The 13,060-nt window shown below is 72.4% G+C and carries 10 protein-coding genes; 3 read left to right on the top strand and 7 right to left on the bottom strand.

Annotated features, from left to right (window positions below; translation table 11 throughout):
* Nucleotides 1-53: 53 nt before the first annotated feature.
* From K7396_RS35615 to K7396_RS04010, 4 genes are all read right to left on the bottom strand, one after another.
* Entirely contained in the window at nucleotides 54-956 is a 903-nt protein-coding gene (locus tag K7396_RS35615) for a helix-turn-helix domain-containing protein (protein ID WP_152104201.1), read from the bottom strand.
* A 154-nt stretch (nucleotides 957-1,110) separates the two neighbouring features.
* On the bottom strand, nucleotides 1,111-2,124 hold the full coding sequence (locus K7396_RS04020; protein WP_143589321.1) for a phage baseplate protein: 1,014 nt from the start codon (nucleotides 2,122-2,124) through the stop codon (nucleotides 1,111-1,113).
* A 93-nt stretch (nucleotides 2,125-2,217) separates the two neighbouring features.
* The gene (locus K7396_RS04015) at nucleotides 2,218-2,613 is read right to left on the bottom strand and encodes an SH3 domain-containing protein (protein WP_086721860.1); all 396 of its coding nucleotides are present in this window, start codon (nucleotides 2,611-2,613) and stop codon (nucleotides 2,218-2,220) included.
* Nucleotides 2,614-2,757: 144 nt separating this feature from the next.
* Nucleotides 2,758-3,489, bottom strand: a complete 732-nt coding sequence (locus K7396_RS04010; protein WP_223659619.1) for a DUF899 family protein — start codon at nucleotides 3,487-3,489, stop codon at nucleotides 2,758-2,760.
* 727 nt (nucleotides 3,490-4,216) lie between these two features.
* Here K7396_RS04010 and K7396_RS04000 point away from each other — a divergent pair.
* Nucleotides 4,217-5,560 (top strand): MFS transporter, encoded by a 1,344-nt coding sequence (locus tag K7396_RS04000; RefSeq protein WP_317851965.1) that lies wholly within the window; start codon nucleotides 4,217-4,219, stop codon nucleotides 5,558-5,560.
* 148 nt (nucleotides 5,561-5,708) lie between these two features.
* Here K7396_RS04000 and K7396_RS03995 read toward each other — a convergent pair whose 3' ends face one another.
* A complete protein-coding gene (locus tag K7396_RS03995) occupies nucleotides 5,709-6,956 on the bottom strand; it encodes an MFS transporter (RefSeq protein WP_086717984.1) in 1,248 nt (415 codons plus the stop codon).
* A gap of 124 nt (nucleotides 6,957-7,080) precedes the next feature.
* Between K7396_RS03995 and K7396_RS03990 the strand changes: the two genes are divergently transcribed.
* Together K7396_RS03990 and rph are read left to right on the top strand one after the other, a co-directional pair.
* Complete coding sequence (locus K7396_RS03990) at nucleotides 7,081-8,037, top strand: LysR family transcriptional regulator (protein ID WP_086717982.1); 957 nt, start codon at nucleotides 7,081-7,083, stop codon at nucleotides 8,035-8,037.
* 424 nt (nucleotides 8,038-8,461) lie between these two features.
* The gene (gene rph, locus K7396_RS03985) at nucleotides 8,462-11,068 is read left to right on the top strand and encodes a rifamycin-inactivating phosphotransferase (protein WP_086715826.1); all 2,607 of its coding nucleotides are present in this window, start codon (nucleotides 8,462-8,464) and stop codon (nucleotides 11,066-11,068) included.
* An 89-nt stretch (nucleotides 11,069-11,157) separates the two neighbouring features.
* On the opposite strand, the gene K7396_RS03980 is transcribed toward rph, so the two are convergent.
* Both K7396_RS03980 and K7396_RS03975 read right to left on the bottom strand, forming a co-directional pair.
* Nucleotides 11,158-11,787: a dihydrofolate reductase family protein gene (locus K7396_RS03980; protein ID WP_086715834.1), complete on the bottom strand. Its 630-nt coding sequence runs from the start codon at nucleotides 11,785-11,787 to the stop codon at nucleotides 11,158-11,160.
* Between the two features lie 92 nt (nucleotides 11,788-11,879).
* Nucleotides 11,880-12,944 (bottom strand): NAD(+)/NADH kinase, encoded by a 1,065-nt coding sequence (locus K7396_RS03975; protein ID WP_086715836.1) that lies wholly within the window; start codon nucleotides 12,942-12,944, stop codon nucleotides 11,880-11,882.
* Between the last annotated feature and the right edge of the window lie 116 nt (nucleotides 12,945-13,060).

The following is a 13,060-nucleotide window of genomic DNA, read 5'->3' as shown; positions in this document are numbered from 1 at the left end:
TCGCGCCGCAGAGCATTCGGCGCCGGCACGCGGACCTCATCCGGCCGGTCGCCTCACCGCATCACCCGCTCGACGAACGCGGGCCCCGGGAAGCCGTCACCGTCCGTGTGGTGGACCGGGGCGGTGAGCTCGACGGCGCCCGTGCAGGCCACCCGGTCCGTCACCTTCGCGCACGCCACCGCCTGCCCCAGGTCCGACGTGGCCAGCATGGGGCTGACGGCCAGCCCCTCACGGCCGCGGGGGTGGGAGGTGAGCCGCGCGTCCCGGCCGACCCAGATCGACACTTTCTGCGCGCCGCCGGAGCGTGGCTGCACCTCCGACCAGACGGTGCCGCACGACGGACTGAAGCGGAGCCGCACGGTGTAGGTGGTGCCGACATGGGTGCTCTCCGCGCGCGCGTCGCGATTGCAGCCGAACCGCCACGGATACCGCCCCTGGCAGCGATGGCCGTGGCATGCGGCGGAGGCGTGTTCGTCCGTCCGCTCGGCCCGCGCGGGAAGCTGCACGATCGAGGCCGCCGCCCCCATGGTCGCCACCAGCGCCGTCAGCGCCACCAGCGCACCGGCGGTCCGCAGCACCCCGGCGCAGCGCAGGATCCTCCGGACGGGTCCGGTCCGCTCCGCCGGGACAGGGGCCGGGGGAGCCGGGGGAGTTGGGGGTGCGGTGGCCGCCGCGGAAACGGGGGCGGGCGCGGTCCGGGCCCGGTACGCGGCCTCGTACGCCGCGAGCAGCCGTTCCTGATCCGCGCCCGCCACCTGGCCGAGAGCCACCACCGCGCTGCGCGGCGGCAGTTTCTCGCCGTTGAGGTAGCGGTGCCAGGCGGACTTGCTGTACGGGGTTTTCCTGGCCAGCCCGTCGAGGCTGAGCCCGGTCCGTTCCTTGAGTACGCGCAACTCCTCCGTCAGGCGTTGCGCGTGGGTATCGAGTGTGCCGGGCAGCGGCCGCCAGTGGGACACCGTGTGCGCCTCCCCTTACCACCTGCCTCCGCCCCGGGAGCGGTCGCCTCTGCGGTCCCGACCGGCGGTCCGGAGGTCTGTTTCCTCCCGGATGGCGGAATGTGTACCCACGCGTGGCGGCCGACGACACCCCGTACGCGCCGAACGCGACATGTCAGCTGAGCGCCTTGTCGTACAGGCGGAAAGTGCGACTTCCCGCGGGGCCCTCGACGAACCCCAGGCACAGCCGCGGCGTGCCACCGCTCCGCAGCACGGCCAGGCCCTCCGGCTCGCGCGGGGACAGCCCCGGAGCCGTCCGCTCCACCTGCTGCCACACCACCCGCCCGGTCCGCAGGCCGATGCGGTAGAGCCGGGTGTTGCCGCCCGAGGACGCCGGATTGCCCGTTCCGTAGGCGCTGCCCAGGAGTTGGTAGGCGTAGTCGCCGTAGACGGCCATGCCCTGGAAGGGCAGGTCGAGGTCGGCACCCGGCTGGGGGAAGTCGGCCAGCGGGAGGAACTGCCGGGCCCGGAACCGGTCGAGGTCGTACAGGGCGAACCTCGGTATGCCGCCCGTCTTGTACCGCAGCAGCAGTTGTCGGTGCGTCACATCGAGGGCAGGGAAGTTGCTGGTGGAGCCGGTGACGGGGTGGTAGGTGCGGAGTCCGTCGCTGCCGTGTTCCAGTACCCGGCCGTCCGTGAAGCGGAAGCGGCACACGCCCCGCCCGTAGCCGGACGCCGGGTTGGCGTCCCACTCCGTCCACAGGGTGACTCCGCCCGCGGACTCCTCCAGCCCGATCGAGCCGCCGTGACCGAAGCCCTTCAGGTACATGTGGCCGGCCGCGGAGCCGTCGAGGGTGAGCCGGTTCAGGCACAGATCACCGTTCTCGACGCGTTCCGCATGGGACGGCGCCCGCTCCTCGCCCGCCAGCCGGACCCCGCCCGCCACCAGCTGCAGCGCGTAGAGGTGACCGTGCCGTTCGTCGACGGTGAAGGACTGCAGCACCGTGGTGTGCCGCAGCCGCCCGGCGAGGAACTGCCGGCCCGCGGCGGACAGCGCGGGCGGCTTCCGGGCCGAGGCGGGGGCCGCCCGCGCCCACCGCGTCGGCAGCACGGCACCGGCCGCCGCGAACATCCCGAGCCCGCACACGGCCCGGCGTCCCGGTCTCGGCCCCTGCATTTCTGTGACCATCAAGCGCTCCAAGGGTTCGGGCCGGCCGCCCGCCCGCCCCCTCGAACGGGCGGGCAGCCAAGGATCATTGCGGTGGCACCGTGGTCGGCGGCATCAGCCGCCGAGGACGCGGCACCACGGGACGGACCGGAAGGGCTGGACGTAGTGCGCGGAGACATAGCCCCGGTGGTGCGAGAGCCGGTACCAGCGCTCGTTGCCGCCCACGGGGCTGCCGTACGTCTTGCACGCGAGGGCCCGCACCCGGCCGGCGCGTACGGTGCCGACCACGCGGTAGCCGGTGCCCGGGCCCGAACGGACGTTCAGGCGGGCGTTGTTCGGGGTCATCACGCGGCCGTACGCATGAGTGGTCCTCGCCGTCGCCGTGTCCTGGTGCCCGAAGTGCCGGCCGTGGGCGGGGTGCGGGCAGGAGTCGGCGGACGCCACCGCCGGGACCATGGCGAGGGCGGCAACCACGGCGACCACGCCGTTGCGCATCATGCGTCGCTTCATCGGATTCTCCTCGAGTGCTCTGCAGGTCCACCGGAGCGTGACCCTGCGTCGCTCAGCGTTTCCGACGACTCCGCCGATGATGTGTCCCAGGCGTCCCAGGGAGGAAGTGGGACGCTCCGGCTCACCTCCGGCTGCGGCCCCTCGCTAGTAGCCGAGGGAGGGGAACCACTCGCCCCGGCCGTGCCGCGTGAGGTCGAGGACGTGCCACACGGGGCTGAGCAGGTCGATGCCCCGCTGGTCGATGTCGTCGGACAACTGCGGGTGGACCGAGTAGAAGTGGCGCACCGGCCCGTTGTCGTCGCGGGTGAACACCGAGACCGTCGAGTCCTGGTTGCCCTCGGCGTCCTCGCTGCCGAAGTCGTACTTGAAGGTGCTGGAACCCGCGCTGAGAAGGCGCAGGTTGGTCCACTGCCGGCTTCGGGCGTGTGCGCGGAGCGTCGGCAGGCCGGCCGCGGCGACGATCACGAAGTCGACGTTCTGGGCGAGGTGACGCGCGACTCCGTTGAAGCCGTCGATCCACATCGTGCACATGGGGCATGCCTCGGTCTGCCGCTTGCCGTACATGAAGTGGTAGACGACCAGGTCGCGTCCGGGCCGGGTGAACAGGTCGCTCAGCCGCACGGTGGTGGCCGGCGCGTCACCGGCCTCCAGATCGGCCGGGCCTTCCTCGAACGCGTAGTCGTCGACGGCGGGTCCCAGGGGCAGCCGACGGCGCAGGCCGGCGACGCGCTCGCGCTGACGCATCAGCTCGATCTCGGCCTGTCGCAGCTCCTCCCGGGCGTCGACGTATGCGGCCGGCTCCTCGGTGGGGTGGGTGTGATGCATCGCTGCCTCCTGCGCGACGACGACCGACGTAGCTGCCTGGTTTGTCACCATCTGCTCCGGCCCTCATTGTCTGCGCGTCCAGAAGGGGCCGCCAGACGGCGAAAGAGCGGGCCGGTCGGTATCGACGCAGGTCAGAGGCGGCGAGCGTCAAATCGGGAGGAGGCAGGGGCAGTCGCGGGAGGCAGGCGGGCCCACCGGGTCCGGGCGGTGCGTGCGGGCCAGGCCGCGGAGGCGCTCAGGTCCGAGCGGGGAGCGCCCCGGAGGCCCTCAGGGTGCGTGCGGGGCAAGTCCCCGAGGCGGTCAGGGGGCGAACCGTTGCTGCCGGGGAGGGCGCGGTGGGCTGACCGCCGGGGTTCATCTCGCGGACGGCATCCGATGCCGGCCCCTGGTTTCGGTGGTGGCTGTAGGCCGGGCGGGTGATGCGCCCTCTTCCGGATCGGGCGTCTTGCCCGGGGCCGGGGCAGGGGCCGGCGGAGGTTCGGGATCGGGGTGGACGGGGTCCTGGGGGCCGGGCGGAGGCGGATCCGGCGCGTCGGAATCCGGCTTCCGGGGCGGCTCGCCCGGCGCAGGACCCGGCTCGGCCGCGGACGCGGCAGCGAACGTGGAGAGTGCGGGCGGTGCGTGCATCGGTACTCCTGAGTAACGGGGTTTGGGTGACCTGTGCGAGGGGCGGCGTGGGTGGGGCGGGCCGCCATGCCGACCGCCATGCCGACCGTCATCACCGGGTGCCCGGCCCACCGCGTCTCAAGGCCCCCGACGGGGTGTCAGAGCACACGGCATGATGCCGCGGGTGGACCCGATGAATGGCACACCGGACCGTCCCCGCACACGCTGGGGAGTTTTCGCCCGACACGATTTCCGCCTGCTCTGGGTGGGCGAGACCGTGAGCGGGTTGGGCAACAGCATCACCGCGGTGGCCTTGCCGCTGATCGCGGTCGAGGTGCTGGACGCCAACTCCACCGCCGTCGGCCTGATCGCCGCGGCGGTGTGGCTGCCCTGGCTGCTGGTCGGTCTGCCGGTGGGCGCGTGGGTGGACCGCATACGCAAACGGCCACTGATGATCGTGTGTGATCTGGTGTCCGCCGCGGCGCTGGTGAGCATTCCACTGGCGGCGCGGCTCGACGTGCTCTCCTTGCCGCACATGGTCGGCGTCGCGTTGATCTGTGGCACCGCGGCGGTGTGCTTCAACACCGCCTACCACTCGTACATCCGGACCGTGCTCGACGGCCGCGACCTCCTGGAAGGCAACGCCAAGCTGCAGGGCAGCGAGGCCGCCACTCGGGTCGCCGGTCCGGGGGCGGCGGGGCTGCTCGCCCAGGCGTTCGGCGCGCTCACCGCACTCGTGGCCGACGCGGTGACCTTCCTGGTTTCCGCCGCCTCCCTGATGCGGATCAGGGTGGTCGAGCCGGACCACGCTCCCGACGAGGAACGCGCCTCCCTTCGACAGCAGATCGTCGAAGGGCTCCGCTTCCTGGGCCGGGACCGGTACCTGCGGCCGATGGTCACCTGGGGCGCCGTGATCAACATGGCGCTGATGGGCTATCAAGCGGTCCAAGTCGTCTTCCTGGTCCGCGTCGTCGGGCTGCATCCGGCCATGGTCGGGTTGCTGTTGGCCGGCGGCAGCACCGGCGGCATCGTGGGTGCGCTGGTCGTCACCAGGGTCAGCCGCCGGTTCGGCACGGCACGCGGGTTGCTTGTCCTGCAGGTCGCCACTTCTCCGTTCGCGTTGCTCCTGCCGATGACCACGGCGGGACCGGGGCTCCTGCTGTTCGCGCTGGGAGCCTTGCTCGTCGGGATCGGCATCTCCGTCGCCAACATCGTGGTCGGCAGCTTCCGGCAGACCTACTGCCCGCCGTACATGCTCGGCCGCGTCGTGGCGACGGCCATGATGATCAACCACAGCACCATCCCACTGGGTTCCCTGCTCGGCGGCGTGCTCGGTGACACCGTCGGGTACCGGTCTGCGATGTGGATCATGACGAGCGTGGTCGCGTCCTGCTGGCTCATCCTCGCCATGAGCCCGATGCGTCGCGAGCGCGACCTGCCGGAGTACGCCGGTCCGCCTGCTCCGGCCGTCCCCAGGAGCCGTGGACGACAAGAAATCCCTGACGGGGGCTGGTGATCGGCCCTCGGCCATGGTGCGCCGACCCTATGTCTCGAAAGTGGCCGGGTGCGCGGCCAGTTGGCGTGTCGACGGCGAACTTCGGCGTGGACAGGGACGAGGCCGGCGGCGGTGTTGCGGTACGTCCGGTGGCGGTGGGTGCGGTGCGTCAGGCGAATCGGACGTCTTCGGCCGGGGCGGTGGGTTCGCGGGTGGCGAGGTGTGTCCGTTTGGGGAGCAGGAGAGGGGTGGTGAGGAGGAGTACGCCGGAGAGGGTGATCGCGGTGCGGGGGCTGGTGAGGGTGGCGAGAAGGCCCCAGACCACCATCAGGGCGGCTTGGAGGAGTTTGCTGCTGGCGCTCCATGTGCTCAGGACGTGGGCGGTGTGGCCCGCGGGAGCCCGTCGCAGGCGCTCGGTCGCGTAGACGGGGTTGAAGACGCCCATCGAGGTGATCAGCAGGGCCTCGACGACGATCACGGTGAGGAGTCCGGGGATGCCGGGGCGGACGCACGCGAGACCGAGGGGGAAGAACGAGCGCAGCCAGCCGGAGACGGTCATGACCCGGTGCCGGCCGTAGCGGGTCACCAGGCGTGCCGAAAGGCGGGCGCCCGCGAAGCCGCCGAGGGCCGGGAGGCCGAAGGCGAGACCGTACTGCCAGGCAGGGAAGTGGTACTGGCCCAGCAGGAGGACGGCCAGGAGCGGGACGGTGGCCATGATGAGGCCGCTGACCAGGATCGAGTTGAGGAACAGGCGCCGGAGCGCGCGGTCGCCGAGGATGATCCGCCAGCCGGTGAGAAGGCCGGCGCCGCGCGACCCGGTGGCCCGGTCGCGGGGTGCCGCGACATCGCCACCGCGGATGCGGAGGACCCCGAGCGCGGACAGCAGGTAGCTGACGGCGTCGGCCGTGATCGTCACGACCGGGCCGAGCAGCCCTACGAGGGCACCGCCGAGGGGCGGGCCCGCCGCGGTCGCCACCCAGCTCGTGCCCTCGAACCTTCCGTTCGCCACCAGGAGGTGTTCGCCGCGGACGAGATGCTTCAGATACGCGCCGGACGCGGCGCTGAAGGCGATGCTCGCGGTCCCGGAAACGACCGACACCACCAGCAGTTGTCCGTAGGACAGCCGGCCGAGGACGTACGCGACCGGGACGCTCGCCATCGCGACGAACCGGATCAGGTCCATCGCGATCATCACCGGACGCTTGGCCCGGTGCTCGACCCACGGCCCGAGCGAGAAGGCGACCACGGCCGCGACGGCGGGCCCGGCCGCCTCCAGGAGCGATACGGCGACGGCCGGCGCGTGCAGCACGTGCACCGCGATCAGCGGGAACGCGCCGAAGGCGAGCCACGTGCCGTAGGTGCTGACGGCGTAGGCCGACCACAGCCGAGCGAAACCACGCCCCAACTGCACGCGCATGCGCGCCCCCCTCGCGACAACCGGTGTCCGGATCTCCCCATCACACCGGCCGCACCCGCCCGGGATCAAACAACCGGCCCCGGGAGAGCCACAACCATCGGTTGGGCACACTTATGCTGGGCCGATGGATACCGAGGCGGTGCGGTCGTTCGTCCGCGCGGCCGAACTCGGGCAGCTGCAGCACGCGGCCGACGAGCTCGGCGTCACCCAGCAGGCCGTGTCGAAGCGCATCGCCGCCCTTGAGCGCACACTCGCCGTCCGGCTGTTCACCCGCACCGCCCGAGGGGTCGAGCTGACCCTCGACGGCCAGGCGTTCCTCCCGCACGCCCGGAACATCGTCACGAGCGTCGATCGTGCCCTCACCGCGATCAGGCCCGGCTCGCGGGCCCTTCGGATCGACGTCCTCGGCCTGCGCACCGCGCAGGCCGTCATCCTGCACGACTACTGGCGGTCGCATCCCGAGACCGACCTCGACGTGGTGACCCTCAAGGTCAACGACCCGCGCGTGGCGGTCGCCGCCGTCCGGGCGGGCGACGTCGACGCCTCGTTCCGCTCGGTCACCGGCCCGGCCGCGCTGCCGCGCGAGGTGCGGATGATCCACGCCTTCGACTCGCCGCTGGAACTCCTCGCCGGCCCGAGGCATCCGCTGGCCTCCGCGCGCACACTGAGCCCGTCCCAGCTGCGTGGGCACCGGATCTGGGTGCCGGGTATCGCCCCGCTCAGCGAATGGGCGGAGTTCTACGATCAGCTCGCCGCCGAATTCGGCCTCCGTATCGACGCCGCGGGCCCGCACTTCGGCGACGAGGTGCTCCTCGACGTCCTCGCGGACTCCGCGGACGTGGCCACGCTCGTCGGCTCGCGCGACCGGTACCTCTGGCCGACGAACCACGACCTGCGCCGCATCCCGATCGTGAACCCGACGCTCGCGTACCCGCTCTCGCTCATCCTGCCCCGGGCGAATCCGCATCCGGGACTCCGCGCGGTCATCGGCCACTTCGGAAGTCTGGCGCCCCTCCCCGGGGCGGTCTGGCGCCCGTCCTGGGCGACGACGCCGGGGCCGGGGCCGGTTCCGGGGAGCTGACGGGACGTCTGGTCCCGCGGCCGCGCGGCCGGCCGGGTGGGCATCCGCCTGCCCCGAGGCCGGCTACCCGTACGCGGCATGCCACCGCTTCGCGAGAGGCTCGCCGGTTCCCCGGGACGGCAAAAGACAAAGGCAAGGAGATGTCTCTCCTTGCCACTCTCAACGTATAGCGCACAGGGGGGCTTGCGGCAAGGCCCCCAGGGTGCCGCAAAATCGTCCGCCAAGGCCACAACCTGGGGAAATGAGGGCACGACGTGCGTGTGTTGTCGACGCGTGGGGGACGCGGTGGCGTCGGACCGGCGGCGGGAGGGGCGGTGCGGCCGCGAGCGGCCGGGGCGGTGGTCCGGGGGTGTGCGTGGCCGGGCCGGGCGGAGCGGTCGGCCGGCGCGGTGCACGGGAGCGCGGCTGCCCCGGAGGTGTCGCGATGACCGGGCAGTACGTGCGGGACCTTCACGAGGTCGACGAGACGCAGGTCGCGGTCGTCGGCGGGAAGGCCGCGCACCTGGGCGGGCTGTCGCGGATCGACGGCATCCGCGTCCCGGACGGCTTCTGCGTGACGACGGACGCCTTCCGGCGGATCATGGCGGAAGTGCCGTCGCTCGACGATCAACTCGACCGGCTGGCGCGCCTGGACCCGGACGACCGGGAGGCGCTCCGCACACTCAGCGCGCAGATCCGCCGGACCATCGAGGAGATCGCCGTCCCGGACGATCTCGCGGCGGCGATCATCCGCGCGCTCGCCCGGCTCGGCGAGCGGACCGCCTGCGCCGTCCGCTCCAGCGCGACGGCGGAGGACCTGCCGACGGCCTCCTTCGCCGGCCAGCAGGACACGTACCTGAACGTCGTGGGTCCTGAGGCGATCCTCCGGCACGTCAGCCGGTGCTGGGCCTCGCTGTTCACCGAGCGTGCCGTGGCCTACCGCCGGCACAACGGCATCGACCACCGTACGGTCCACATGGCCGTGGTCGTGCAGCGGATGGTCCTCCCGCATGCGGCCGGCATCCTGTTCACGGCCGACCCCGTCACGGGCAACCGCACGGTCGCCACCGTGGACGCCGGCTTCGGCCTCGGCGAGGCCCTGGTCTCCGGCCTGGTGAACCCGGACGTCTTCACGGTGCGGCACGGCGAGGTCGTCGCCAGGGCGATCGCCGCCAAACAGCGTGCGGTGCGGGCCCTGCCGGCCGGCGGTACGCGGGAAGTGGCGGTCGAGCCGACGCGGCAGGAGCAGCCGGCGCTGACGGACGCGCAGGTCGTGCGGCTCGTACGGCTCGGGCGCCGGATCGAGGCGCACTTCGGCCGCCCGCAGGACATCGAATGGTGCCTGGCCGACGATGACTTCCAGATCGTGCAGAGCCGGCCGATCACGACGCTGTACCCCGTCCCCGAGCGCGGCGACGAGGAGAACCACGTCTATGTCTCTGTCGGCCATGGGCAGATGATGACCGACCCCATGAAGCCGCTGGGGCTCTCCATGTGGCAGCTGACGGCCATGGTTCCGATGCACGAAGCCGGCGGGCGGCTGTTCGTCGACGTCACCCGGCGCCTGGCCTCGCCCGCGAGCCGCGCCGGCCTCCTGGACGTCCTGGGGAGAGGCGATCCGCTGGTCAGGGACGCGCTGGAGACCGTCCTCGACCGCGACGACTTCGTCCCGTCCCTCCCGGACGCGGGTCCCGGCGGACCGCCGGCCGGCGGTGCGCCCGCCCCGGTCGAGACCGATCCGGCCGTCGTCACCGAGCTGATCGAGCGCAGCCGGGCGTCCGTCGCCGCTCTGGAGCGCGACATCCGGACGAGGAGCGGACCGGCGCTGTTCGACTTCCTGCTGGACGCCTTCGAGGAGCACAAGCGGGTCCTCGGCGATCCGCTGAGCCTCCAGGCGATCATGGCCGGGATGGAGGCCACGTGGTGGCTCAACGACAAGCTGGCGGAGTGGCTGGGCGAGAAGAACGCGGCTGACACGCTCACGCTGTCCGCCCCCGACAACATCACGTCGGAGATGGGGCTGGCGCTGCTCGACGTCGCGGACGTGATCCGCCCGCTGCCGGACGTGGTGGCGTTCCTGCGGGGCGTCGAGGGCGTCGAGGACGCGGCCTTCCTGGACGAGCTGGCGAAGGTCGCGGGCGGGGCCGCGGCGCGCGACGCCATCGAGGCGTATCTCGACCGGTACGGCATGCGCTGCGTCGGCGAGATCGACATCACCAGGCCGCGGTGGCGCGAGCGCCCCACCACGCTCGTGCCCGTGATCCTCGACAATGTCAGGAACTTCGAGCCGGGCGCCGCCGGGCGGCGCTTCGAGCAGGGGCGGCACAAGGCGCGGGCGAAGGAGCAGGACGTGCTGTCGCGCCTGCGGGAACTGCCGGACGGGGACCGGAAGGCCGACGAGGCCAAGCGGATGATCGACCGGGTCCGGACCTTCATCGGGTACCGGGAGTACCCGAAGTACGGCATCGTCAGCCGCTACTTCGTCTACAAGCAGGCCCTGCTGAGGGAGGCCGGGCGCCTCGTGCGGGCAGGCGTGCTCCGTGAGCAGGAGGACGTCTTCTACCTCACGTTCCAGGAACTCCATGACGTCGTGCGTTCGCACCGGGTGGACGACCAGCTCGTCCGGCAGCGCAAGGACGCGTTCCGCTCGTACCACGCGCTCACCCCGCCCCGGGTGCTCACCTCGGAGGGTGAGGCGGTCAACGGGACGTACCGGCGCGACGACCTGCCGGCCGGCGCCCTGAGCGGCCTGCCGGTGTCCGCCGGGACCGTCGAGGGACGGGCCCGGGTCATCCTCGACCTGGCCCGGGCGGATCTCCGAGCGGGCGACATCCTGGTCACGACCTTCACGGATCCCAGCTGGTCGCCGCTGTTCGTCGGCGTCGCGGGCCTGGTGACGGAGGTGGGCGGCCTGATGACCCATGGCGCGGTGATCGCCCGGGAGTACGGCCTGCCGGCCGTCGTGGGCGTGGAGGGGGCCACCCGGCTGATCCGGGACGGGCAGCGGATCCGGGTGCACGGAACCGAGGGGTACGTCGAGATCCTGTCCTGACCGGCCGCACCGGGAAGCCCGTCGGGGGCGCGAGCCGCGTGCGGCTCCGCCCCCTGGAGGTCACCGCCGGGCGCCACCACCTGGGCGGTTCACTCCTCCTCGTCCAGGGCGAAGGAGCCGTATGCGGGCTTCCCCGTGCGCTCGTAGACGCAGTACTGCACGCCCGCGGCGGTGCTGCGGGAATGGGTGAGGGCCCAGGCGGCGGGGGCGGCGCCGTCGGCGAAGAGCCGTTTGCCGCTGCCGAGGACCACCGGGTGGACGAGCAGCCGGTACTCGTCGACGAGGTCGTGCCGTTGCAGGGTGTGGATGAGGTCGCCGCTGCCCTGGGTCATGATCACGCCGTCGAGCTCTTCCTTGAGCCGTGCGACGGCCTCGGCCGCCTCGCCCTTCAGCAGATGGGAGTTGTGCCACTCCAGGCCGCTGAGGGTGCGTGAGGCGACGTACTTGGGCATGGCGTTCAGCTTCACCGCGATCGGGTTGTTCTCGTCGGTGACGCGGGGCCAGTACGCGGCGAAGATGTCGTAGGTCCTGCGGCCGAGCAGGAGATGGTCGGTGGTGTGCTCCAGAACCTCCGTCATGAGGCTCATGAGGTCGTCGTCGACGTAGGGGACCTGCCAGCCGCCGTGCTCGAAGCCCCGGTCGACGTCTTCGTCCGGGCCGCCGGGGGCCTGCATGACGCCGTCCAGGGTGAGGAACGCGGTGACGATCAGCTTGCTCATGGTGTCGCCTTTCGGGTGCTGCGGAACGTGTCTGCACGGGGAAGGACTCCCGGGGCGGCGGGAACTCATCGCCCGCCGAGCGGCCTCGGACGTCAGTCGGCGTCCACGGGCAGGGGCGGCAGGCGCAGGTGCGCGAGGTCGTCGGGGGCCGGGGTGGTGTGCGGCCACAAGGGGGTGACGCCGGGGTCGTCCGCCGCGGGGGCGTCGGTCAGGCGCATGCGCTCGCGCAGCCTGCCGTAGAAGTCGGTCGGTCCGAGCCGTACGACCCGCAGACGTCGTGGCGCCGCGTAGACGCCGATCCAGTCGCCCGGCTCCAGCACGCCGCGCAACTGGCCGTCGACGCTGACCGCCGCCCGGCCGGAGTGCCCCAGGACGCGGACGGCGACCGCCTCGTCGGGGGCGGCGACCACCGAGCGGTTGAAGGTCATGTGCGGGGCGACGGGGGTGAAGACGATGGCGTCGGCCGCGGGGGAGATGACGGGGCCGCCCGCGGCGAAGCTGTAGGCGGTGGAGCCGGTGGGCGTGGCGACCAGGACGGCGTCGGCGGAGTACGAGGCGAGCAGCCGGCCCGCGAGGTACACGCCGAGGGAGACCTGCCGGTCACGGGCCAGCTTCTCCAGCACGATGTCGTTGAGGGCCGTCAGGTTGAGGGCCACCCCCCAGTCCAGGGCGACGGCGCACTCGGGGCGCACCAGTGGGGGCGGGAGCGCCGGGCCCCGGCCGTAGTGGAGGAGGGCGTCCATCCCTTCGGGGAGCGCCAGCGGCCGGGACGCCCGCATCGTCAGCATCAGACGGGTCTCGACCGTCACCCGGCCGCGGTGGACGGCGTCCAGCGCGCGGGCGACGTCGTCGGCCGGGACCTCGGTCAGGAAGCCGAGCGTGCCCAGGTCGACGCCGAGGACCAGGGCGTCGTTCTGTGCGGCCAGGCGTGCTCCGCGGAGGAAGGTGCCGTCGCCGCCGAGCGTGACGATCAGGTCGGGGCCGCCGGCGGCGTCGACCTCCTCGCGCGCGTCCCGCCGCTGTTCGTCCTGGTTCCACACGTCGATGGCGACGCAGCCGACCTCCTGGCGCTCGCACCACCGCTGGACGACCCCGGCGGCGGCCACGGCGGCGGGACGGCCCCCGTGGACGACGATGCCCACCCGTTGCACGCTCACGCGGCGCCTTCTCTCTCCGGTGTCCGGCCGGTCCTCGCCGGCTCCCTGCGGTGGCTTCGTGCTTCCTGGCGCGGTGGTGCCCGCAGAAGTCAGGGGCCCTCTTGTGTGTCTTCCGG

This window comes from Streptomyces angustmyceticus (assembly GCF_019933235.1).
Taxonomy (GTDB): Bacteria; Actinomycetota; Actinomycetes; order Streptomycetales; family Streptomycetaceae; genus Streptomyces; species Streptomyces angustmyceticus.
Note: the sequence above shows the minus strand (reverse complement) of the source record. Positions and strands in the feature narration are given on the sequence as shown.